Origin of the sequence: Polaromonas sp. (assembly GCF_036676035.1) — a bacterium.
Lineage (GTDB): Bacteria > Pseudomonadota > Gammaproteobacteria > Burkholderiales > Burkholderiaceae_C > Polaromonas.
On sequence record NZ_JAKFDR010000084.1, the window covers coordinates 1 to 23,264 of the forward strand.

Annotated in this window: 18 protein-coding genes and 1 tRNA gene; 11 read left to right on the plus strand and 8 right to left on the minus strand. The window is 62.2% G+C overall.

The features are described from left to right. Positions 1-65: 65 nt before the first annotated feature. From rpoC to V6M61_RS12975, 9 genes are all read left to right on the plus strand, one after another. Positions 66-4,286: a DNA-directed RNA polymerase subunit beta' gene (gene rpoC / locus V6M61_RS12935; RefSeq protein ID WP_332776986.1), complete on the plus strand. Its 4,221-nt coding sequence runs from the start codon at positions 66-68 to the stop codon at positions 4,284-4,286. A 180-nt stretch (positions 4,287-4,466) separates the two neighbouring features. After that, on the plus strand, positions 4,467-5,024 hold the full coding sequence (locus tag V6M61_RS12940; RefSeq protein ID WP_332776987.1) for a LemA family protein: 558 nt from the start codon (positions 4,467-4,469) through the stop codon (positions 5,022-5,024). Positions 5,025-5,143: 119 nt separating this feature from the next. Beyond that, positions 5,144-5,476 (plus strand): c-type cytochrome, encoded by a 333-nt coding sequence (locus V6M61_RS12945; RefSeq protein ID WP_332776988.1) that lies wholly within the window; start codon positions 5,144-5,146, stop codon positions 5,474-5,476. 33 nt (positions 5,477-5,509) lie between these two features. Then, a complete protein-coding gene (locus V6M61_RS12950; RefSeq protein WP_332776989.1) occupies positions 5,510-6,820 on the plus strand; it encodes an NAD(P)/FAD-dependent oxidoreductase in 1,311 nt (436 codons plus the stop codon). Positions 6,821-6,997: 177 nt separating this feature from the next. Then, positions 6,998-8,335, plus strand: a complete 1,338-nt coding sequence (gene rsmB / locus V6M61_RS12955; RefSeq protein WP_332776990.1) for a 16S rRNA (cytosine(967)-C(5))-methyltransferase RsmB — start codon at positions 6,998-7,000, stop codon at positions 8,333-8,335. Next, positions 8,316-8,960 carry a DUF4390 domain-containing protein gene (locus tag V6M61_RS12960; protein ID WP_332776991.1) on the plus strand — a complete coding sequence of 215 codons (645 nt, stop codon included), beginning with the start codon at positions 8,316-8,318 and terminating at the stop codon, positions 8,958-8,960. The genes rsmB and V6M61_RS12960 overlap by 20 nt, the downstream gene beginning before the upstream one ends. Continuing rightward, entirely contained in the window at positions 8,957-11,233 is a 2,277-nt protein-coding gene (locus tag V6M61_RS12965; RefSeq protein WP_332776992.1) for a sensor histidine kinase, read from the plus strand. Before V6M61_RS12960 ends, V6M61_RS12965 begins: the two co-directional genes overlap by 4 nt. Before the next feature lie 91 nt (positions 11,234-11,324). Next, a complete protein-coding gene (locus V6M61_RS12970) occupies positions 11,325-11,996 on the plus strand; it encodes a response regulator (protein WP_332776993.1) in 672 nt (223 codons plus the stop codon). Positions 11,997-12,045: 49 nt separating this feature from the next. Then, a tRNA-Phe gene (locus tag V6M61_RS12975) sits at positions 12,046-12,121 on the plus strand. Positions 12,122-12,217: 96 nt separating this feature from the next. Here the strand turns inward: V6M61_RS12975 and V6M61_RS12980 are convergent. From V6M61_RS12980 to V6M61_RS13015, 8 genes are all read right to left on the minus strand, one after another. Further along, positions 12,218-12,793 (minus strand): PIN domain-containing protein, encoded by a 576-nt coding sequence (locus V6M61_RS12980; RefSeq protein ID WP_332776994.1) that lies wholly within the window; start codon positions 12,791-12,793, stop codon positions 12,218-12,220. Continuing rightward, the gene (locus V6M61_RS12985) at positions 12,794-13,261 is read right to left on the minus strand and encodes a helix-turn-helix domain-containing protein (protein WP_332776995.1); all 468 of its coding nucleotides are present in this window, start codon (positions 13,259-13,261) and stop codon (positions 12,794-12,796) included. Between the two features lie 139 nt (positions 13,262-13,400). Continuing rightward, positions 13,401-13,778, minus strand: a complete 378-nt coding sequence (locus tag V6M61_RS12990) for a tyrosine-type recombinase/integrase (RefSeq protein ID WP_332776996.1) — start codon at positions 13,776-13,778, stop codon at positions 13,401-13,403. 129 nt (positions 13,779-13,907) lie between these two features. Beyond that, on the minus strand, positions 13,908-15,272 hold the full coding sequence (locus V6M61_RS12995; RefSeq protein ID WP_332776997.1) for a Fic family protein: 1,365 nt from the start codon (positions 15,270-15,272) through the stop codon (positions 13,908-13,910). Between the two features lie 269 nt (positions 15,273-15,541). Further along, positions 15,542-17,650, minus strand: a complete 2,109-nt coding sequence (fusA, locus tag V6M61_RS13000; protein WP_332776998.1) for an elongation factor G — start codon at positions 17,648-17,650, stop codon at positions 15,542-15,544. 130 nt (positions 17,651-17,780) lie between these two features. Then, complete coding sequence (locus tag V6M61_RS13005; RefSeq protein ID WP_332776999.1) at positions 17,781-18,983, minus strand: phospholipase A; 1,203 nt, start codon at positions 18,981-18,983, stop codon at positions 17,781-17,783. A 7-nt stretch (positions 18,984-18,990) separates the two neighbouring features. Beyond that, positions 18,991-19,530, minus strand: coding sequence for a hypothetical protein (locus V6M61_RS13010; protein ID WP_332777000.1), 540 nt, complete (start codon positions 19,528-19,530; stop codon positions 18,991-18,993). A 25-nt stretch (positions 19,531-19,555) separates the two neighbouring features. Further along, positions 19,556-21,709, minus strand: a complete 2,154-nt coding sequence (locus V6M61_RS13015) for an ATP-dependent helicase (RefSeq protein WP_332777001.1) — start codon at positions 21,707-21,709, stop codon at positions 19,556-19,558. 94 nt (positions 21,710-21,803) lie between these two features. On the opposite strand from V6M61_RS13015, the gene V6M61_RS13020 reads away from it, so the two are divergent. Further along, entirely contained in the window at positions 21,804-22,757 is a 954-nt protein-coding gene (locus V6M61_RS13020; protein ID WP_332777002.1) for an AEC family transporter, read from the plus strand. Between the two features lie 231 nt (positions 22,758-22,988). Further along, on the plus strand, positions 22,989-23,264 hold a 276-nt coding region (locus V6M61_RS13025), incomplete at its 3' end, for a DUF4148 domain-containing protein (RefSeq protein WP_332777003.1).

The following is a 23,264-nucleotide window of genomic DNA, read 5'->3' on the forward strand; positions in this document are numbered from 1 at the left end:
CGTTCGCTCGGTATCGATATCGAGCTGGAACGCAGCTAATTACAGGAAAGAAAAGGATTTAACACATGAAATCATTACTCGACCTGTTCAAGCAATTCACGCCGGATGAGCATTTCGATGCCATCAAGATCGGCATGGCATCGCCCGAGAAGATCCGTTCGTGGTCTTTCGGCGAAGTCAAAAAGCCTGAAACCATCAACTACCGCACTTTCAAGCCCGAGCGCGACGGTCTTTTTTGCGCCAAGATTTTTGGCCCCATCAAGGACTACGAATGCCTGTGCGGCAAGTACAAGCGCCTCAAGCACCGCGGCGTCATCTGCGAGAAGTGCGGCGTTGAAGTCACGCAGACCAAGGTCCGCCGCGAGCGCATGGGTCACATCGACCTGGCTGCGCCCTGCGCGCACATCTGGTTTCTGAAGTCGCTGCCGTCGCGTCTGGGCCTGGTGCTCGACATGACGCTGCGCGACATCGAACGCGTGCTGTACTTCGAAGCCTACGTGGTGACCGATCCCGGCATGACGCCGCTGAAGAAATTCAGCATCATGTCGGAAGACGACTACGACGCCAAGCGCAAGGAATACGGTGACGAGTACACCGCCAAGATGGGCGCCGAAGGCATCAAGGACCTGCTCGAAGGGCTGGACCTCGACGTCGAAATCGAGAAGCTGCGCAATGACCTGACCGGTTCCGAAATCAAGATCAAGAAAAACGCCAAGCGCTTGAAATTGATGGAAGCGTTCAAGAAATCCGGCATCAAGCCCGAGTGGATGGTGCTGGACGTGCTGCCTGTGCTGCCGCCGGACCTGCGTCCGCTGGTGCCGCTGGACGGCGGCCGCTTTGCGACCTCCGACCTGAACGACCTGTACCGCCGCGTCATCAACCGCAACAGCCGTCTGCGCCGTCTGCTGGAGCTCAAGGCTCCCGAGATCATTGCCCGCAATGAAAAGCGCATGCTGCAGGAAGCGGTCGACTCGCTGCTGGACAACGGCCGCCGTGGCAAGGCCATGACGGGCGCCAACAAGCGCGCGCTGAAGTCGCTGGCCGACATGATCAAGGGCAAGTCAGGCCGTTTCCGTCAGAACTTGCTGGGCAAGCGCGTCGACTACTCCGGCCGTTCCGTGATCACCGTGGGCCCGACGCTCAAGCTGCACCAGTGCGGCTTGCCCAAGCTGATGGCCCTCGAGCTGTTCAAGCCGTTCATCTTCTCGCGCCTCGAAGCCATGGGCATCGCGACCACCATCAAGGCGGCCAAGAAGGAAGTCGAATCCGGCACGCCAGTGGTCTGGGACATCCTGGAAGAGGTCATCAAAGAGCACCCAGTGATGCTCAACCGTGCGCCTACGCTGCACCGTCTCGGTATCCAGGCCTTTGAACCCATCCTGATCGAAGGCAAGGCCATCCAGCTGCACCCGCTCGTCTGCTCGGCCTTCAACGCCGACTTCGACGGTGACCAGATGGCCGTTCACGTGCCGCTGTCGGTGGAGGCGCAGATGGAAGCCCGCACCCTGATGCTGGCTTCGAACAACATCCTGTTCCCGGCCAACGGCGAGCCCTCCATCGTTCCGTCACAAGACGTGGTGCTGGGCCTGTACTACACGACCCGCGAGCGTACCAACGGCAAGGGCGAAGGCCTGATTTTCTCCGATACCGGTGAAGTTCAGCGCGCCTTCGATGCGGGGCAAGTGGATCTGAACGCCAAGATCAATGTGCGTTTGACCGAGTACACCAAGAACAAGGAAACCGGCGAGTTTGTGCCATCGACCAAGCTGTGGGAAACCACCGCAGGCCGTGCGCTGCTGTCCGAAATCCTGCCCAAGGGTTTGCCTTTCTCCAACATCAACAAGGCGTTGAAGAAAAAGGAAATCTCCAAGCTGATCAACGTGTCCTTCCGCAAATGCGGCCTGAAAGAGACCGTGGTGTTTGCCGACAAGCTGCTGCAGTCGGGCTTTCGCCTGGCGACCAAGGCCGGCATCTCGATCTGTATCGATGACATGCTGGTGCCCAAGCAGAAGCACGACATCATTGCGCGCGCCCAGAAGGAAGTCAAAGAGATCGAGCAGCAGTATGTCTCGGGTCTGGTGACGGCCGGTGAGCGCTACAACAAGGTGGTGGACATCTGGGGCAAGTCCGGTGACGAAGTCTCCAAGGTCATGATGGCCCAGCTGTCCAAGGAAATCGTGACGGACCGCCACGGCAAGCAGGTGGAGCAGGAGTCCTTCAACTCCATCTACATGATGGCCGACTCGGGCGCCCGCGGTTCCGCGGCGCAGATCCGCCAGGTGGCCGGCATGCGCGGCCTGATGGCCAAGCCTGACGGCTCCATCATCGAGACGCCCATTACCGCGAACTTCCGCGAAGGCCTGAACGTGCTGGAGTACTTCATCTCCACCCACGGTGCCCGTAAGGGTCTGGCCGATACCGCCTTGAAAACGGCCAACTCCGGTTACCTGACGCGCCGCCTGTGTGACGTGGTGCAGGACCTGGTGGTGACCGAGGAAGACTGCGGCACGCAAGAGGGCTCGCTCATGCGCGCCATCGTCGAGGGTGGTGAAGTGATCGAATCGCTGCGCGAGCGTATCCTCGGCCGTACCGCGGTCGAAGACGTGCTGCACCCCGAGAACCGCTCGGTCCTGGCCAAAGCCGGTGTCATGCTGGACGAAGACCTGATCGACGAGCTCGAAGCTGCAGGCGTGGACGAGGTCAAGGTGCGTACCGCCCTGACCTGCGAAACCCGCTTCGGCCTGTGCGCCAAATGCTATGGCCGTGACCTGGGTCGCGGGGGCCTGATCAACATCGGTGAAGCGGTCGGTATCATCGCCGCCCAGTCGATCGGTGAGCCCGGCACGCAGCTGACCATGCGTACCTTCCACATCGGTGGTGCCGCATCGCGCGCAGCGATTGCCTCCAGCGTCGAAGCCAAGTCCAATGGTGTGATCGGTTTCAACGCACCGATGCGCTATGTGACCAACAGCAAGGGCGAACTGGTGGTGATTGCCCGTTCCGGCGAGATCGTCATTCATGACGAACATGGCCGCGAGCGTGAGCGCCACAAGGTGCCTTACGGCGCCACGCTGACCGTCAAGGCGGATCAGACCATCAAGGCCGGCGCCATCCTCGCCAACTGGGACCCGCTGACGCGCCCCATCATTACCGAGTTCGCCGGCAAGGTGGCCTTCGAGAATGTGGAAGAAGGCGTGACGGTGGCCAAGCAGGTCGACGAGGTGACCGGTCTGTCCACCCTGGTGGTGATCGATCCGAAGCGCCGCGGCGTGGCCAAAGTGGTTCGCCCACAGGTCAAGCTGATCGACGCCACCGGCAACGAAGTCAAGATCCCCGGCACTGATCACTCGGTGACGATTGGCTTCCAGGTCGGCGCGCTGGTGCAGGTGCGTGACGGTCAGGACGTGGGCCCCGGCGAAGTGCTGGCCCGTATCCCCATCGAAGGTCAGAAGACCCGCGACATCACCGGCGGTCTGCCTCGCGTGGCCGAGCTGTTTGAAGCCCGTACCCCGAAAGACAAGGGCACGCTGGCCGAGATGACCGGCACCGTGTCGTTTGGTAAAGAGACCAAAGGCAAGGTTCGCCTGCAGATCACCGATCCGGAAGGCAAGGTCTGGGAAGACCTCGTGCCCAAAGAGAAGAACATTCTCGTGCACGAAGGCCAGGTGGTGAACAAGGGGGAATCGATTGTGGACGGCCCGGCCGACCCACAAGACATCCTGCGTCTGCTGGGCATGGAAGAGCTGGCCCGCTACATCGTCGACGAAGTGCAGGACGTTTACCGTCTGCAGGGCGTGAAGATCAACGACAAGCACATCGAAGTGATTGTTCGCCAGATGCTGCGCCGTGTGGTGGTCGAAAACGTCGGTGACTCCAGCTACATCGCCGGCGAGCAGGTCGAGCGTTCGGCCATGCTGGACGCCAACGACGCCCTGCGTGCCGAAGGCAAAGTCCCGGCGACCTTCAGCAACCTGCTGCTGGGTATTACCAAGGCCTCGCTGTCGACCGATTCGTTCATTTCCGCGGCTTCCTTCCAGGAAACCACCCGCGTGCTCACCGAGGCTGCCATCATGGGCAAGCGCGACGAGCTGCGTGGCTTGAAAGAAAACGTGATCGTCGGCCGCCTGATTCCTGCCGGTACCGGCATGGCCTACCACGAGGCACGCAAAGCCAAGGACCGGATGGACGACGCCGAGCGCCGCGCCATTGCCGAGGCTGAAGCGGCTGAGCTCGAAGCCGTGTCTGCCGCCCCGGAAGGCAGCCATGAAGGTGAAGCCACGGAGTAATCCAGCCGCATCCCTGGTGCTGTAAAAAGCATAGCGCCCCGCGCCCCGCGCCCTGTTGACAGGGGCCCGGGGCGTTTTTCATGGTGATTATGAGATTTCAGGCCAGCTTTGGCTCAGCGCCTGTAAAGTACCGGAATCTGAAAATTCAAGAACCCTGGCCCTCAATCATCTGGAGAAACCATGTCCGTCTCTTCCATCACCCTGATCGTGGCGCTCGCCCTGCTGGTTTTCTGGGCTGTGGGCGCCTACAACCGGCTGGTGCGGCTGAAAAACACAATTGCCAATGCGTTCGGGCCGATCGATGTTCAGCTCAAGCGACGTCACGACCTGATTCCGAATCTGGTGGAAGCGGCCCAAAAAAACCTCCAGCATGAGCATGACATGCTGGAAGCGGTGATTGCTGCCCGCAGCCAGGCGCAGGCCGCCAGTGAGGTGGCGCGCAGCCACCCGACCCATGCCGCCGCCGTGGCCAGTCTGACCGCCGCCGAGCAGGCGCTGGACGGCAGTCTGGGCCGCCTGTTTGCGGTGGCCGAGGCGCACCCCGAACTCAAGGCCGATGCCACCCTGCGCGAACTGAGCGAAGAGCTCACCAGCACGGAAAACAAGGCGACGTTTGCGCGGCAGGCCTACAACGACTCGGTGCTCGACTACAACAACGCCCAGGGGCAGTTCCCGACGGTGCTGATTGCCCACCTGTTTGGCTTTGCCCCGGCCGCGATGCTGTGCGCCACCGAATAAGCGCATCACCTGTTATTCGAACGCCAGTACCAAGCACTTGAAACTGCCCGCTACTTGCTATAGGGTGGTGGCCCATGTCGCGTTAAATTGTCCGTTTGTTGAAACCGTCTGGAGACGTCATGAAAAAAATCCCAAGAATTGCAGCGGTGTTGTCGTTTGGTGCGCTTGTGCTCAGCCCGCTGGCGCAGGCCCAGGGCAACGGTGGCAAGGAAGCCCTGTATGCCAAAAGCCTGGCGGCCACCTGCGCCAACTGCCACGGCACCAATGGCAAGGCGGTTGAAGGCTCCAGCGTGGCCTCTCTGTCCGGTCTGGAGCAGGGCTACCTCGTGGCCCAGATGAAAGCCTTCAAGGCGGGCACCCGCACGGCCACCGTGATGCACCAGATCAGCAAAGGCTACAACGACGCCCAGATCGAAACGCTGGCGGCCTACTTTGCTGCCCAGAAAAAATAAACCACCCGCATCGACAGCGAAGGACCGAACACCATGAACTCCAATCTCTCCCCGAATTCGATGGCTGGTTTCAAGCGCCGCAGCTTCCTGCAGGGCACGGCCGCATTGGGCCTGCTGGGGCTGGCCGGCTGCGCCAGCACCTCCATTCCGTCCCGGGCCAAAGTGGTGGTCATTGGCGGTGGCTACGGGGGCGCCACTGCCGCCAAATATGTGCGCCTGCTGTCGGACTACAAGATTGACGTGGTGCTGATCGAGCCGCAAGACGCCTTTGTTTCCTGTCCCATCTCCAACCTGGTGCTGGGCGGCAGCAAGCAGATGCGTGACCTCACCACGCCTTACACCGGGCTGGGCAAGAATCACGGCGTCACGGTGATCAAAGACATGGCCAGCGCCATCGACACCGCCAAAAAAACCGTCACCCTCGCCGGTGGTGCCTCGATTGCCTATGACAAGCTGGTGGTCTCGCCCGGCATCGAGCTGATGTACAGCAGTATTGAGGGCCTGAAAGAGGCGCAAGCCTCGGGCCAGATCCTGCAGGCCTGGAAGGCCGGCGCGGAAACCGTGGCCTTGCGCCGGCAGCTCGAAGCCATGCCCGATGGCGGCGTGTACGCCATCACCATTCCCGAAGCCCCGTACCGCTGCCCACCCGGCCCCTACGAGCGCGCCTCCGTGATCGCCGGCTACTTCAAGGCCGCCAAACCGCGCAGCAAGGTGCTGATTCTCGATGCCAACCCCGATGTGACCTCCAAGGGCCCGCTGTTCAAAAAAGTCTGGGCCGAGCAGTACAAGGGCATCATCGAATACCGCGGCCAGCACAAGGCCACTGCGGTGGACGCCAAAGCCGGCGTCATCAAGTTCGATGTGCAGGATGACGTCAAGGCCAACGTGCTGAACGTTCTGCCCGCCATGCGCGCCGGCGCCATTGCCGTGCAGACCGGCCTGAACAACCAGGCCAACAACCGCTGGTGCGGCGTGAACTACCTGACCTTCGAGTCCACCGCCGCCAAAGACGTGCATGTGCTGGGCGACTCCATCCAGATCGCCCCGGGCATGCCCAAGAGCGGCCACATGGCCAACAACCATGGCAAGGTGGCGGCCGCTGCCATCGTGGCGCAGCTGTCCGGCTGGGACGTGAACCCCGCGCCCATGCTGACCAACACCTGCTACAGCTTTGTGGACAGCAAAAACGTCATCCACGTGGCCAGCGTGCACGAGTATGTGGCACTTGAGAAAACCTTCAAGACCGTGGCCGGTTCGGGCGGCGTCAGCCCCGGGCCGACCGAGCTGGAAGGCGTGTACGCGCTGAACTGGGCGAGCAACATCTGGGCTGATATGCTCAGTTAGCCCCCACGGTCGCTCACTGCGTGTAGCTCCCTGCCCCCCGAGGGGGCCGCCCGCCTGCGGCCTGGCAAAGCCAGTTCCGCGGCTCGAGCTTGCATTTGGGACGGGCTCCGGACGGCGGCGACCTATGGCTGGTCTAATACGGGTTGGGCGTCCGTTTCGGGCGCATAGATGAGCCTCATGCAAGACAACCCCACCCCAATCCCCCTGTGGCGCCAGCTTCAGGGGGCTGCTTCCCTGCTGATGGCCGTGCGCGACGGCCAGTCCATGACGGCTGCACTCGAAGATGTCGATGCCCAGTTGCGCCCCGGCGTGCAGGCGCTGGGCTTTCATGTGCTGCGCTGGCTGGGCCGCGCCGAGGCCTTGCGCCAGCAACTGGCCAAACGTCCACCGCCGCCTGAAGCTGACGCCTTGCTCTGTGTTGCCCTGGCGCTGACCTGGACAGAACAAGATGCTCCTTATACAGCCCACACACTGGTCGACCAAGCCGTTGAAGCCGCCAAGCGCAGCGAAGCCACGCGGCACCAAGCCAGCTTCATCAACGGCTGCCTGCGCCGCTTTTTGCGCGAGCGGGATGCGTTGGTGGCATTGACCGACAACAATCCGCAAGCAGTGTGGAACCACCCGCAGTGGTGGATAGACCGGGTGCGCAAAGACCACCCCGAGCACTGGCAGGCCATCCTGCACGCCAACAACGCCCGGGCGCCCCTGATCCTGCGGGTTAATGAGCGAAAAACGACTCAAGCCCAATATATACGTGCGCTGGAAGCTATCAATTTGGAAGCAAAACCAGTGGGCCGGTACGGCGTGATTCTGGCCACGCCGCGTGCCGTGACCAGTCTTCCCGGCTTTGCGGAAGGGCATTTTTCAGTGCAGGACGCCGCCGCCCAACTGGCCGCGCCCTTGCTGCTGGAAGGGTTGACCGAGGCCACGGCACCCGCGTCCAGGCTCCGGATTCTGGACGCCTGCGCCGCACCTGGCGGCAAAACCGCGCATCTGCTCGAACTGGCTGACTGCGAGGTGACGGCGCTGGACATTGATGCCCGCCGCTGCGAGCGGATTGCGCAAAATCTGCACCGCCTTGGCTTGGAGGCCGACATCCTGGTGGCCGATGCCGGCCGGCCCGCCGACTGGTGGGATGGCCGGCCCTACGACGGTATCCTGCTCGACGCGCCGTGCACCGCCTCGGGCATTGTGCGGCGTCACCCCGATGTGCGCTGGCTGCGTCGCCCCGGCGACATTGCCCAGCTGGCCGCGATTCAGGCCCAACTGCTGGCCGCGCTGTGGCCGCTGCTCAAATCGGGCGGGCGGCTGTTGTATTGCACCTGTTCGGTTTTCAGGGCCGAAGGTGACAAGCAGCTACAAACGTTTGTTGCACACCACAAAGAGGCCTCATTAATGCCATCGCCAGGTCATTTACTGCCCCAAACTGGGGTGCAAACGACGGTCTTCCCGGACAATTTGATGCGTGAGCACGACGGTTTTTATTACGCCCTTCTTGAAAAACGCAACGCTTAAAGCCGTCCTGCGCTGGACTCTGGCGTTTTGCCTGGGCAGTGTGCTGGCGCAGGCCGGCAGCAGCGCCCTGGCGACAGAAATCACCCAGCTGCGCACGGAGCGTGCCGACGACGGGGTGTACCTGTCCGCACAGGTCAAGTTTGAGTTGCCCGCCGTCGTCGAAGACGCCCTGACCAAGGGCATTGCCATGGTTTTCGTTGCAGAAGCCGACATTTACCGTGGCCGCTGGTACTGGACCGACAAGCGCGTGGCCAGTGCCAGCCGCAGCATGCGCCTGGCCTTTCAGCCCCTGACCCGGCGCTGGCGGGTCAATATTGCCGCAGGGGCTATCGGCAATGTGGCCGGCCTGCGGGCCACCCTGAACCAGAATTACGACACCCTGCCCGAGGCCCTGTCCGCCATTCAGCGCGTGACACGCTGGAAGATCGCCGACCTGGCCGAGGTGGACGCCGATGCGGCGCATCGCCTGGAATTCCGTTTCCGCCTGGACCTGTCGCAACTGCCGCGGCCCTTCCAGATCGGGGTGGCCGGCCAGCGCGACTGGGCCATTGCCGCCGAAGAGGAGCAGCGCCTGCAACTGGAGCCGGCCAACGCAGCGGGTGGCGGCAAAGAGGTGGCCAAGTGAGCCTGACCAGGCAGGTCTCGTCGATCAAGAGCAGCCGGGCCTTCCGCTGGACCGTGGGCGTGGGCGTGGGCATTACCGCGGCGCTGGCGCTGATCCTGATGTTCCTGCTCACGCAGGCCACCGGCAACCGCGAGCTGTACGAGCAAAACTACGCCCGCCTGTTGGCGCTGAACGTGGCGGTCGCGGCCCTGTTGCTGCTGGTGATCGGCTGGGTCGGCCTGCGCCTGCTGCTGCGCCTGCGCCAGCGCAAGTTTGGCAGCCGCCTGCTGGTCAAGCTGGCCGCCATTTTTGCGCTGGTGGGGCTGCTGCCGGGCATGATGATTTATGTGGTGTCCTACCAGTTCGTCTCGCGCTCCATCGAGAGCTGGTTTGACGTGAAGGTCGAAGGCGCGCTGGACGCGGGCCTGAATCTGGGCCGGGTCACGCTGGACACGCTGGCCGCTGACCTGGCCAACAAGACCCGGCAGGCGGCCACGCAGCTGTCGGAAACCTCCGACGCGGGCGCCGGGCTGGCGCTCGAACGCTTGCGCGACCAGCTGTCGGCCAATGACGTGGTGCTCTGGAGCGCCTCCGGCCAGGTGATTGCGAGCACCGGCGAGTCGCGCTTTGTGCTTCAGCCCGAGCGGCCTGCCGCATCGCTGCTGCGCACGGCGCGCAGCCAGCGCGTGGCCACGCAGATCGAAGGCCTGGAGGAGGCCGCGGTGGGCAACGCGGGGGCGGGCGCCGCCGCCCCATCGACGCCGCCCCGCATCAAAGCCCTGGCGCTGGTCAGCAGCACCAGCGTGGGCCTGCTGGGTGAAACCCGTTACCTGCAGATCACCCAGGTCTTGCCCGCGGGGCTGGTGGCCAACGCCATTGCCGTGCAGGAAGCCAACCGCGAATACCAGGAGCGCGCGCTGGCACGCAGCGGCCTGCGCAAGATGTACATCGGCACCCTCACGCTGAGCCTGTTCCTGGCGGTGTTTGGCGCGGTGCTGCTGGCCGTGGTGCTGGGCAACCAGCTGGCCAAGCCTCTGCTGGTGCTGGCCGAAGGCGTCAGGCAGGTGGCGCAGGGCGATTTGACGCCCAAGACCGCGCTGCAAGGCCACGACGAGCTGGGTGGTCTGACGCGCTCGTTCGCCGACATGACCCAGCAGCTGCTGGAAGCCCGTTCGGCCGTGCAGCAAAGCATGAGCCAGGTCGATGCCGCGCGCGCCAACCTGCAGACCATTCTGGACAACCTGACCGCCGGCGTCATGGTGCTCGACGTGCAGGGCCGCATCCAGTCCAGCAACCCGGGCGCCACCCGCATCCTGCGTGCCCCGCTGGCCGTCTACCACGGCAAGGCCCTGGGCGACGTGCCCGGGCTGGAGGCCTTCGGGCAGGGTGTGCAAAAACAGTTTGAGACCTACTTCAGCGAAACCAGCCAGCGCGGACTGGAGCACTGGCAGCAGTCATTTGAGCTCAATGCCGCCTTGCCCGGCTCGCCCGACAACGCCATCACCCTGATTGCCCGCGGCGCCCGTATGCCCGGCACCGAAGAATGCCTGCTGGTGTTTGACGACGTGTCTGAAATGGTCTCGGCCCAGCGCGCCCAGGCCTGGGGCGAGGTGGCGCGCCGGCTGGCGCATGAAATCAAGAACCCGCTGACCCCCATCCAGCTGTCGGCCGAACGGCTGGAGATGAAGCTCAGCGGCAAGGTCGCCGAGCCCGAGCAGGCCATCCTCACCAAGTCCGTCAAAACCATCGTCGACCAGGTCGATGCCATGAAGCGGCTCGTCAACGAGTTCCGTGACTACGCCCGCTTGCCGGCCGCCGAGCTCAAGCCGGTGGACCTCAATGCCCTGGTGACCGACGTGCTGCAGCTCTACGCCAGCGAAAACGCCATCGCCCCGGTGCAGACCGAGCTGGACCCGCATTGCCCGCGGATTCAGGGCGATGCGCAGCAGCTGCGCCAGGTCATTCACAACCTGTTGCAAAATGCCCAGGACGCGCAAGAGGGCCTGGAACGCGCGGCCAAAGCCAGCATTTTGGTCAAAACCAGCTATGCCGAAACCACCCGGCGCGTGCGCCTGAGCGTGCGCGACAACGGCACCGGCTTCCCCGAACACATTCTCAAACGGGCGTTTGAGCCCTACGTCACCACCAAGGTCAAAGGCACCGGCCTGGGGCTGGCGGTGGTCAAGAAAATCGCCGATGAGCACGGCGCCCGCATCGACCTTTCCAACCGCGTGACGGCCGATGGCGTGGTGGAAGGGGCCCAAGTATCGTTATCATTCGCAGTGGTGACTTAACAACACTTGCAGCGGCAACGCTTCATCGATAACAACTGAGCAATTGGGTAACCGGATAACCGGACAACTGGGTAAGGGCAGCAATTCAATCATGGCAAACATTCTGGTGGTCGACGACGAGTTGGGCATACGCGACCTGCTTTCAGAAATCCTCAACGACGAAGGCCATCAGGTCGAGCTGGCTGAAAACGCCGCCCAGGCCCGTGCCGCCCGCGCCCGCGCCCGGCCCGATCTGGTGCTGCTCGACATCTGGATGCCCGACACCGACGGCGTGACGCTGCTCAAGGAGTGGTCGTCCAGCGGCCTGCTCACCATGCCCGTCATCATGATGAGCGGCCACGCCACCATTGATACCGCCGTGGAAGCCACCAAGATCGGCGCCATGGCCTTTCTTGAAAAACCCATCACCCTGCAAAAGCTGCTCAAGGCCGTCGAGCAGGGGCTCACCAAATCAGCCGGCCGCAAGCCCGTCGGCCCCAACGCCGCGGCGCATCCGGTCGACCTGACGGTAGAAGCCGCCATGACCGGCGGCGCCCTGCCCATCGCCGTGGACATGGGCCCGCAGCCCACGCAGAGCTTCATGCTCGAAAAACCACTGCGCGATGCGCGCGATGAGTTTGAAAAAGCCTATTTCGAATTTCACCTCGCCAAGGAAGGCGGCTCCATGACCCGCGTGGCCGAAAAGACCGGGCTGGAACGCACCCACCTCTACCGCAAACTCAAGCAACTCGGTGTGGATCTCACACGCGGCAAGCGCGGCTGACTGGCCCGGGCCGGAAGGCCCCGCCGGCTGATATATAATCTGCGGCTCAGGCCCGGTAGCTCAGTCGGTAGAGCAGAGGATTGAAAATCCTTGTGTCGGTGGTTCGATTCCGCCCCAGGCCACCATATTTGAAACGCCCCAGCGCCCTTTTCGGGTTCTGGGGCGTTTCTACATTTCGGGGTTGTTTTCTACAAAACGAACAGCTGTAGTTTGAACTGGCGCTAAATCAGGGCCTCTGCCTGCTTGAGGCATGCTGCGGTCAGAGGAAGTCCCCTTTTCTCCAATGCATCAATCAATTCTGCTGCTGACCGTTGAGGATTTCTCCAGCGTGCGCGCATTCTCTTAATGGCTTGAATGGCAAGCAACTCCTGTAACTGAAGTTGGTTCATTACGAAGTCGTCTGGGTGCTGAACTTCGATGCCGTGAGGTGAAAGGGCGTCTGGAGGGAAGTGTTTGATATTGAATGTCACGATTGCATCTGCATGACCAGCAATTGCTGCGGCTACGACATGCTGGTCGCTCGCGTCCGGCAGGGCAACACACCCGATAAGAGGTTGGTAATGTTCTACGATGCAATCTGGAACCGCACGGTTCATGGCTGCGACGACGCTTGGCAAGTGATGCGCTATCTCAGGTCGATCTTTGGCCAAATTGCGAGTCCATTCATCATGAATCGCCGCGGTCCAGCGCGCGTGATAAAGGCCAGCAGTGGCAAGGCTCAACAGTAGATCTCGCACCAACATTGGATACAGCGTATTTGCATCCAAGATAGCGGTATACCTTGCTGAGCCTGCCATTCAGAACTCCATGCCCAGCGATTCAGACATGGCAGTTAAATTCTGTAGCGCATCTTCGGTGCTCTTTTGTTGCGCTGCTTCATAGCGTTTGAGCTCAGCGAATTCGATGCGTCGATGTCTATTAACTTTGTGACACTTCAATCGACCAGCTTCAATCTCTTTGATGACGAAAGGTCTTGAAACATTTAGGAAAGCAGCAGCTTCTTGAGTGGTGAGCTCATGTTTTTGTGGCATCAGCACAATAGGTTGCTGCTGTGCCATTCGCTTCAGCATTTCTGCAAAAAAGCGAAGTGCTTGAGGGGGCAATATCAAAGCGGGTGCATCTGTTTGCTCCCCATTCTCATCAACCAATACGATTCGAGGCGCATTGGAATGATCTAAGGCGGTCGTAAGGCAGCGAAGCGCTACCTTGGCCATTTCCGCCTCTTCCTCGCTGGCCACCGGCGCTAGCAAGTCTGGCGATTTCATGATTTCTTCCTTGGGTTGTAAGCCGAAGTGGCTTGAAAGAAATTCTATACCAATTCGAATTATTCGCAATAAGCGAAATAAATGAATCGTTGAGTGTGTGGGATTTAGTTAAAACTCATCGGTTCAGCATCCACTTACCTTAACGGTTTGACCCGTTCCCCCGCACCCGCGCCTTGACGTAGTGTTCAGTCATATCCCGGTTTTTGTGTCCAAGCAAGGTTTGAGAGTGCGCCAAGTCGCCAGTGTCGGTCGCAGCCTTCGCCCGAATATCCCGAAACTGAAAATCCACCTTTGCCAGCGTGCGAGCCTTGTCGGAGCGTGAGCGCAGCGCGAACTGCGTCAGCGGCTGGCCGTTTTCGTCCTGGATGATGTAAGCGCTGATCGTATGCCGGGGACGCTCGTTGATTCTGGTGATGACGGCCCCCAGCTTGCCGGTAATCTCAATGCCCAGGCGGGCGCCAGTTTTGTTCTGCTCGATCCAGAGCGCACCGTCACGGATAGCGACAGTGCAAAGCACGGCGCATCAATCACAAGTCATGTGCCCTCTGCTGTACGCGTGGACTGGCGTGATCCGGCGCGGGCGGAGCGCTTGAATGCAAATCATTGTTCGCGCGCGCGAACCCGGTACCATTCTTTGCCTGCAACGTCAGTGTGGACGCCCCCTGGCTATCCAGTCTTCCACGGCCCGCATGGTCAGGCGGTAGCGGGCGCAGTTGTTCACCGTGAGCTTGGCCAGCTCGTCTTCAAGCATCGCGGCAAATCGCTGTGTTTCATCGGCTGACTCCAGCGCGCCCGTTGTCTCGGTGGCGCTCAGGCCCTCGCGCACGATGGCCTGAATGGCCTTGTTTAGTCGCTCGCGATGCTTGACGCGAAACGGGTCCGGCACGCCCATCGATTCAAGTATCACGGCGTACTTCTTCAAGGCGCGTCGATAGGTCCAGGCAAAAAGCTCACTCGCCAGGGACACATCCAGAAGCTCGTACACGCCGATCATGGCGAGCGCATAGTCGTGTGGGTCAACGTCCAGGAACGACAGCGGCGCGCAGTTGTACAGCATCAGGGGGATGTTGGCCGCAAGCCGGCTCGTGCGCTTGTTGCCACCTTCAAATGGCTGCAGGTAGGCCAGGTTGACCCACAGGAAGAACGCGGCTTCCACGGGGTTCTTGATGAGCCGGGCGCGCTCGACAATGGTGCTCAACATCTCGGCCAGCAGCGATGGCACTTGGGTCGGCACGTACACCGTGTCGCTGATGTTGACGACCTTGCTTCGGATGGCGCCGAGTGCGTCGGCGTCTTCCAGTAGGTCCTGCATCAGCAGGGCATGCAGGTTGGGGATGACGGGCCCGGTCAAACCATACTGGGGGACGGCGTCCACCATGAATTCGATGGCGTGCTTGTGGTTGAGCAGCATGACTGCGTCGCGGCCGCCGTCATGCACGCCCTTTTTAAACAGCTGCTCGGTCGCCAGCAGGCTGTAGGTGTTGCCCTCCAGGCGCGAAGAGGACCAGGACAGGTCAATGAGCAACTGTTCAAGCACCTTGCGCGCATAGGTGCCCGCGGCCTGCTGCCCTTGCATACGCCCTTCGCTGTATAGCGCCTGGGCCAAATCCGCAGGCAGCAGTGACGACACGTTGGGCTTGTAGTCATCCACAAACTTGCGCTGGTAGGTGACCGGACTGCGAGACGCCAGCGGGCGCCGCAACGCATCCAGGAGCGCCCGCGCGGGCTCGGACCAAGGCGGCGAGATGGTTGCCACCCACCTGTCTTTGGCATGCGCCACGCTCTGGAGGTCTGCTGCGGCATCGCCGGCCAGGCTGTACCGGGTGGCTCGGGCCTTCCCGGTGCGCGTCAGCCGTTGCTCGCGGGCCAGTTGTTCCAGATGCCGCTTCAGCGTTGCCAGACTGATGCCCGTCCGTGCGGCCAGTTCGCTGGAGCTGACCGCCGGTGCACCCGCTGCTGCACGCGCGCGGATAGCGTCCAGAATTCGCTGTTGAGTCGCCTGTTGATTCATTCGTATCAGCCCAGAGATTGGCTCAATTGAGCCGATATTTAATATTAGCTCAAATTAGCTCAAATTGAGCCGATTTCTCTGGGATGCGCGAAATGGTCCGGCAATGAGGTGGTCATGCTGCCCGAGGTTGACTCTCTGAGCCAGTATTTGGAGCAGAAGGCAGTACGCCCAGGCTACGAAAAAGGACAAAAAAGAAGGCCAGTCGCTGTAATCAAAACGTCGCCAGGTTTCTGGCACTGGCGATGGGTAGTGAGTACTAACGGTTGCATTTACCCATTCCCTTTGCCGCGAATAATGGCTTCAGAAACATCGGCAGGCGCCTCCGCGTAGTGCTTGAACTCCATCGTGTAGGTGGCCCGGCCTTGGGTCAGTGAGCGCAGCGTCGTCGAGTAGCCGAACATTTCGCTCAGCGGCACTTCGGCGCGCACCAGCTTGCCGCCGCCGCCCGCGATGTCTTCCATGCCCTGGACCATGCCGCGGCGCGTCGACAGATCGCCCATCACGTTGCCCATGAAGTCTTCCGGCATTTCGACCTCGACCGCCATCATGGGCTCGAGCAAAATGGGCTTGGCGCGGCGCATGGCTTCCCTGAACGCGATGGAGCCCGCCATGCGGAAGGCGTTTTCGTTCGAGTCGACGTCGTGGGACGAGCCGAACACCAGCGTGGCCTTCACGTCGACCACCGGGTAGCTGGCCAGCACGCCGGCCGTCAGGGCGTCCTGGATGCCCTTGTCCACCGCCGGAATGTATTCGCGCGGCACCACGCCGCCCTTGATGGCATCGACGAACTCGTAGCCTTTGCCCGGTGGCTGCGGTTCCAGGTTCAGCACGGCATGGCCGTATTGCCCGCGCCCGCCCGACTGCTTGATGAATTTGCCTTCAACATCCTTGACGGCCTGCTTGATCGTTTCGCGGTAGGCGACCTGGGGTTTGCCGACGGTTGCATCCACTCCGAACTCGCGTTTCATACGGTCGACCAGAATCTCCAGGTGCAGCTCTCCCATGCCCGAGATGATGGTCTGGCCGGATTCTTCGTCGGTCTGTACTCGGAACGAGGGATCTTCCTGGGCAAGACGGTGCAGGGCGACGCCCATCTTTTCCTGGTCGGCCTGGGTCTTCGGCTCGACTGCTTGCGAGATCACCGGCTCCGGGAAGAGCATGCGCTCCAGAATGATGACCTTGTCCGGGTCGCACAGCGTGTCGCCGGTGGTGACGTCCTTCAGGCCGACCGCCGCCGCGATGTCCCCGGCGTGAACCTCCTTGATTTCCTGGCGGACGTTGGCGTGCATTTGCAGCAGCCGCCCCAGCCGCTCTTTGCGCGTCCGGCCCGGGATGTACACCGTATCGCCGGTCTTGACCACGCCTGAGTAGACGCGAAAGAAAATCAGCTGCCCGACAAACGGGTCCGTCATGACCTTGAACGCGAGCGCAGAGAACGGCTCCTCATCGCTGGGATGGCGCTCGGCCGGCTTGTCGTCCGCGGCGTGGCCGAGGATGGCAGGCACGTCGACAGGTGAGGGCAGGTAGTCGACGATGGCGTCGAGCAGCGCCTGCACGCCCTTGTTCTTGAACGCGCTGCCGCACAGCATCGGGACGATCTCGTTGGCGACGGTGCGCTGGCGCAGCCCTTGTTTGATTTCGTCTTCAGTCAGCGCTTCGCCGGCGAGGTATTTTTCCAGCAAGGGCTCGCTGGCTTCGGCGGCGGCTTCTATCATCTTGTCGCGCCAGGTATTGGCGGTGGCGAGCAGATCGGCCGGAATGTCGCCGTATTCGAAATGCACGCCCTGGCTGGTGTCGTCCCAGACGATGGCTTTCATCTTCACGAGATCGACCACGCCGTGGAAGTGGTCCTCGGCGCCGATCGGAATCTGCACCGGCACCGCCACGCCCTTCATGCGCTCGCCGATATGGCGCTGCACGCGGAAAAAGTCGGCGCCCACGCGGTCCATCTTGTTGACGAAGGCGATGCGCGGAACCTTGTACTTGTTGGCCTGGCGCCACACGGTTTCTGATTGCGGCTGCACGCCGCCGACCGCGTCATAGACCATCACCGCGCCGTCGAGCACGCGCATGGAACGCTCGACCTCGATCGTGAAGTCCACATGGCCCGGCGTGTCGATGATGTTGATGCGGTGCTCGGGGTAGTTGTTGGCCATGCCTTTCCAGAAGGCCGTGGTCGCGGCCGAGGTAATGGTGATGCCGCGCTCCTGCTCCTGCTCCATCCAGTCCATGGTGGCCGTGCCCTCGTGGACCTCGCCGAGCTTGTAGTTCACCCCGGTGTAGAACAGGATGCGCTCGGTCGTGGTGGTCTTGCCGGCATCGATGTGCGCGCTGATGCCGATGTTGCGGTAGCGTTCAATGGGTGTTTTGCGAGTCATGACATCTCCTTGCGCACCAGGTTTAACAAGCCCTACTTGCGGATTCTGCAACAACAGGGCCCGACATGCCTGCCTGCTCAGGGTACGCGAAGGGCGCTATTAAAACAATGGCGGATTACCGCCCCGCAAACTACCAGTCCACCAGGCTCAAACCCACACTGAGCACCGCGCGCTTGCGGTTGTAGTCGAGCAGGCTGTCGCCGTAGCCGGTGAACAGTTGCACGTGGTAGCGCAGGCCGGTGTAGTCGGGGGTGGCCATGGGGGCCATCATCCAGTCCAGGCGGGCGGAGCCGCGGGCTTGCTGACGCAGGGAGTGGCGCAGCGTCAGGCCCAGGCTGTGGGTTTTGTTGATCTGCCAGTTGCCGCTCACCTCGGCGCGGCCGACGTAGTTTTCAATGCCGGGGTTGTCATCGTCGCCGGCTTTTTCGTGCATGCGGTCCCAGATCTTGGCTTGCAGGGTCAGGCTGGAGTCTTGCCCGAGGATTTTCTCGGCCGCGCCCATCAGGTAGACACGGTTCCAGCTGCGTGACAGCGGCAGACTTTGTCCGTTGGACTGGTGCACCAGCCCGAGGCCCGAGAGGCGGTAGTTCCAGCCGCCGGACAAGGGGATTTGATGCGGGTAGATGTAGATCAGCTCGGGTTCGTGGTCGGTGTTGCGAAACGGACGTGAGAGGCCCGCGGTAAAGAGCTGCCAGTAGCTTTGCTGGCTGTAGCCAAACCACAGCGAGTCGTGGTCGTCTTCGTCCTCGGGGCCGCGTTTCAGAAAACCCTTGGCAATCTTGCTGCGCACCGACAGCTGGATCTTGGTTTCGGTGCGCTTGTAGGGCAGCGGTGCCAGCGCCGTGTGGCCGGCGGACGGGGAGCCCGGTTGCAGGTTCACACTGTTGGAGCCGACCACCGCCAAGCTGATGGGCCGGTAGCTGCGGATGCCGAAGGTGTCGCAGTCGCTGCCGCGCTGCAGTTCCCAGAATTTCGAGAGTGCCGAGTACTTGTCGTTCTTGCAGCCAATCGGCTGGCCGTTAGGGGCTTCGGTGTTCATGGCGGGCAGCAACAGCACCTGGGTCGCGGGCTGGCCGGTGGCCGGATTGGCGGGCACGGCGCTTAGCGTGGGCTCGGGCGAGTTGGCCGGGAGCTGGGAGCTGGCCCAGCTCTTGAAGCAGGCCAGCTGCGCGGCCGGGTCGCTGGCCATGGCATGGCAGACCTGCCAGCCCTGGCTGCTGGCGCGGCCCGGCAACGTCGGGGCGGCGGTCTGGGCCATGGCCGGTGTCAAGGTGCTGGCCAGCAGGCCAGCCGCCAGCAGGCGCGAAGGGAGGGGCGACAAGCTGAGCACCATCGTTACCTTACCAGCCTTGGCGCCGGGTCAGCGTGAAGGGCACGTCTGCCGCATCGGGCGGTGCGCTGTTGCTGGTGTCTTTCCAGACGCCCTTGATGGTTTTGCCGCAGGAGCCTTCCACCAGCTCACCGTTCCAGGTGGCGGTGATGCTGGTCCCGTTGGACGACTCGTCGAGCAGAAACAGGCCATCTTCCAGATCGCCGGCCAGCTGGGCCCGGGGCTTGTGCCCGGCGGGCGCGGGCTTGCCCCCAACCGGCGTCAGGTCGCGGTGGATCTCGCCGGCCAGGCTTTCACTGAACTCCTCGTGTCGCTCCAGCCGCATGCTGGCCTGGGCCGGCAAACCGGCGGGTGGATTGACGAACTGGACCGTCCACCAGCCATGCAGTTGCGCCGCGGTGATTTTCTTGGCCGGCAGGCAGGGGGCGGCTGCATCCGCCGGGAGCGGTGTTTGCGATGGAGTTTGAGGCTTGTTTTGAGCGCTAGCCGGCGTGGATATTGCACAAGCAGCTATTAAAACTATAGCTAATTTGACGAGGAATGAAGTCATGGGGATTGCTCCAGAGATCTAGGGCCTAAACCAGCGGCCGGGCGGCAGTGGCCTGGCTTTGTGCCTCGGCATGGTCTGCCGCGCGCTTGGCAAACTCGGCACGCAAGGCCTTGAGCTTTTCGCGCGGGTCTTCTTTCACGGTATTTTTATCTAGCGCCATCTCGGCAATGAAGCGGCTGGGCACTCCCGCGATCATGTCGCGGCCTTTTTTGCGCTTGCGCAGCCAGTTCACGGCCAGCGTGCGCTGCGCACGCGTGATGCCCACGTACATCAGGCGGCGCTCTTCCTGCAGGCGCAGCGCGATGTTCTCGGTATTGCTGCCATCATCGTCTTCGAGCTTGAAGGGCAGCAAGCCTTCCACGCAGCCGGCCAGCACCACATGCGGCCACTCCAGGCCCTTGGCGGCATGCAGGGTAGACAGCGTCACCACGTTCTGGTCGCCTTCGCGCTCGCTGATGGTGGAGAGCAGCGCAATCGTCTGCACCACTTCGAGCATGGTTTTTTTCTCCTTTTCGACGGTGGCACCGGCGGTGTCGTCAATCTGCCCGCCGCAGCGCTGCGCCATCCAGTCGCAAAAGTCCATCACATTGGTCCAGCGCGCGGCGGCCAGCTTCTCGCTGTCTTCGCCGTCGTACAAATGCTTTTCGTAGTCAATGTCCTTGAGCCAGTCGTTCAGGAAGGTGCGCGCGTCTTCCGCGCCAATGGTGTTTTTTGCGCGGTATTCCAGCTCGTTCACATAGCGGCCAAACTCGTGGAGCGATCCCACCGCCTTGGCGGACAGCGCAGAGCCCAGCGAGTTGCTGAACAAGGCTTCGAACAGGCTGAGCTTGTACTGGTTGGCAAAGGTGCCCAGCGCCTGCAGCGTGGTGTGGCCGATGCCGCGCTTGGGCGTGGTCACGGCGCGCAAAAATGCCGGGTCGTCGTCGTTGTTGACCAGCAGGCGCAGCCAGCCGCACAGGTCCTTGATTTCGGCGCGGTCAAAAAAGCTCTGCCCGCCCGAGACCTTGTACGGGATCTGCGCCTTGCGAAAGGCTTTCTCGAACACCTTGGCCTGGTGATTGGCGCGGTACAGCACGCAAAAGTCTTTCCATTCCTTGTGCTGGTTGCCCACGGCCTGCAGCTCGGCGCCCGCGCGCAGGCTCTGGATGCGCGCCACCACGCGCTCGGCCTCGTGCTCCTCGCTGTCGCAGTCCACCACGCGCACCGGCTCGCCCTCGCCGAGTTCGGAAAACAGCGTCTTGGGGAACAGCTTGGGGTTGGGGCCGATCACATTGTTGGCCGCGCGCAGGATGGCGCTGGTCGAGCGGTAGTTCTGTTCCAGCTTGACGACCTTCAGGTTCGGGTAGTCCTGCGGCAGCTTCTTCAGGTTGTCCAGCGTCGCGCCGCGCCAGCCGTAAATCGACTGGTCATCGTCGCCCACGGCGGTGAAGCGGCCTCGGCTACCTACCAGCAGCTTGAGCACTTCGTATTGCGTGGCGTTGGTGTCCTGGTATTCGTCCACCAGCACATGGCCCAGCGACTCCTGCCACTTGGTGCGTACCGCTTCGTGCTCTTGCAGCAATTTGAGCGGCAGGCCGATCAGGTCGTCAAAGTCCACGCTCTGGTAGGCGGCCAGGCGCTCTTCGTAGCGCGCCATGATGCGGGCGATCACCCGCTCTTCGTCGCTGCCCGCCTGCGCCTCGGCCTGCGCGGCATTGAGCCCCATGTTCTTCCACAGGCTCACCGTCCACTGCCACTGGCGCGCGGTGGCGGCATCGGTGGTGCCGCCCGCGTCTTTGAGAATGCTGGTCACGTCGTCGCTGTCGAGGATGGAGAACTGGGGCTTGAGGCCCAGCGCTTCACCGTCCTGGCGCAGCATGCGCACGCCCAGCGCGTGAAAGGTGCAGATCACCACACCCTTGGCCTGCCGGCCGATCAGGCCCTTGGCCCGCTCGCGCATCTCGGCGGCGGCCTTGTTGGTAAAGGTGATGGCCGCAATCTGCTCGGGTTTGAGGCCGGCCTGGATCAGCCGGGCAATCTTGTGCGTGATCACCCGCGTCTTGCCCGAGCCGGCGCCAGCCAGCACCAGGCAGGCGCCATGCATATAGTTGACGGCTTCTTGTTGAGCCAGGTTCAGGCCATGGGAGGCAGAGGAGGGGAGCGACGACATGCGGTGAGAAAACGGAGCGGTTACGGCCATGACCAGCCATTCGGGGGCCGGAAAAATAAAAGAAGACAGCGGGCCATCATAGCCAGTCAGCCGATTGCAAACTTTACAAGTGACAATATGCTTTGTGCTAAGCATTCTTCTGGTTACTTTTCCCTTCTTTGCGTTGGTGTTGTGCGGCTACGTGGCGGCGCGCCGCGGTTTTCTGCCGCAGGCGGCCATTCCCGGGCTCAACACCTTTGTGCTGTATTTCGCCTTGCCCTGCCTGCTGTACCGTTTTGGTGCCAGCACGCCGATTGCGCAGCTGCTCGATGCGAACCTGGTCGCGGTGTACCTGCTGTGCGCCCTGCTGATGGTGGCTTTCACGATTGCCGTGACCCGCCAGGGGCACATCGGCTGGAACGATGCGTCACTGGGCGCCTTGGTCGCCGCTTTTCCGAACACTGGTTTCATGGGGGTGCCGCTGCTGGTGGCGCTGCTCGGGGCCCAGGCGGCCGGGCCGGCCATTGTGACCATCATGATCGACTTGCTGATCACCTCGTCGCTGTGCATCGCGCTGTCGCGGCTGGACGGCGCGGATGAACACGGCGCCAGCCGGGCCGCCCGGCTGGCGCTCAAAGGGGTGTTGGCCAATCCCATGCCCTGGGCGATCGCCCTGGGCGGCCTGGCTTCCGCGGTGGGTCTGACCTTGTTTGCGCCGGTGATGCAAACCATCGGCCTGCTGGCCGATGCGGCTTCGCCGGTGGCCTTGTTCACCATCGGGGCGGTGCTGGCCCGCTCGCAAATGAGCAGCACCAGGCCGACCCCGCTCAAGGACTACGTGCCGGTGGTGCTTATCAAGCTGCTGGTGCACCCGGTGCTGATCGGCTTGGTGGGGCTGGGCGCGATGGCGGCGGGCCTGCCGCTGGACCGTTTTGCCTTGACCGTGGTGGTGCTGGTGGCAGCACTGCCCAGCGCCAGCAATGTGGCTATGCTGGCCGAACGTTTTGGCGCTGACAACGGGCGCATCGCCCGCATCATTTTGCTGTCGACCGTGCTGGCGTTTTTCAGCTTTTCGGCAGCGGTCACCCTGCTGACCTGAGGCCCCTGACGGGCTGGACCCCTGCCAGAGGGGCGAATTTCAAGCCCCTGATTGTTGTCGATCGATGAACACTGTATTGGGCGCAGGGTGCTTTTTCTTGTCAATCAGCCGTTTTAAAGTTCAGTCATCGATGAGACGAAACCAAACAAGACGCCGCATCGAGGCTGGACACTCGAGAAAATTCTTTCCCCCGTCGCCCAGAAATTGACTTAACTTTTAAAAGGAAATTTCATGTTGAATACCAAACTCGCTTCTGCCCTCGTGATCGCTGTTTCCGCTCTGGCCGCCGGCAATGTCATGGCCCAGCCTGTGTTCGCCGACAACGGCGCCGCCGGCAAAACCCGCGCTGAAGTCCAGGCCGATCTGGCCGTCGCCCGTGCCAATGGCGTGGTCGATGCACTGGACAGCGACAGCTACACCGTGTTCTTCTCCGACACCGGCAAATCAAGCGTCACGCGCGAGCAAGTGCGTGCCGAGCTGGCCGCCGCCCGTGCCAACGGTGTGGTC

Coding starts and splice junctions, on each gene's coding strand:
- rpoC (WP_332776986.1), top strand. CDS start 66: ATGAAATCATTACTCGACCTGTTCAAGCAATTCACGCCGGATGAGCAT.
- V6M61_RS12940 (WP_332776987.1), top strand. CDS start 4,467: ATGTCCGTCTCTTCCATCACCCTGATCGTGGCGCTCGCCCTGCTGGTT.
- V6M61_RS12945 (WP_332776988.1), top strand. CDS start 5,144: ATGAAAAAAATCCCAAGAATTGCAGCGGTGTTGTCGTTTGGTGCGCTT.
- V6M61_RS12950 (WP_332776989.1), top strand. CDS start 5,510: ATGAACTCCAATCTCTCCCCGAATTCGATGGCTGGTTTCAAGCGCCGC.
- rsmB (WP_332776990.1), top strand. CDS start 6,998: ATGCAAGACAACCCCACCCCAATCCCCCTGTGGCGCCAGCTTCAGGGG.
- V6M61_RS12970 (WP_332776993.1), top strand. CDS start 11,325: ATGGCAAACATTCTGGTGGTCGACGACGAGTTGGGCATACGCGACCTG.
- V6M61_RS12980 (WP_332776994.1), bottom strand. CDS start 12,793: ATGGCAGGCTCAGCAAGGTATACCGCTATCTTGGATGCAAATACGCTG.
- V6M61_RS12985 (WP_332776995.1), bottom strand. CDS start 13,261: ATGAAATCGCCAGACTTGCTAGCGCCGGTGGCCAGCGAGGAAGAGGCG.
- V6M61_RS12995 (WP_332776997.1), bottom strand. CDS start 15,272: ATGAATCAACAGGCGACTCAACAGCGAATTCTGGACGCTATCCGCGCG.
- fusA (WP_332776998.1), bottom strand. CDS start 17,650: ATGACTCGCAAAACACCCATTGAACGCTACCGCAACATCGGCATCAGC.
- V6M61_RS13005 (WP_332776999.1), bottom strand. CDS start 18,983: ATGGTGCTCAGCTTGTCGCCCCTCCCTTCGCGCCTGCTGGCGGCTGGC.
- V6M61_RS13010 (WP_332777000.1), bottom strand. CDS start 19,530: ATGACTTCATTCCTCGTCAAATTAGCTATAGTTTTAATAGCTGCTTGT.
- V6M61_RS13015 (WP_332777001.1), bottom strand. CDS start 21,709: ATGGCCGTAACCGCTCCGTTTTCTCACCGCATGTCGTCGCTCCCCTCC.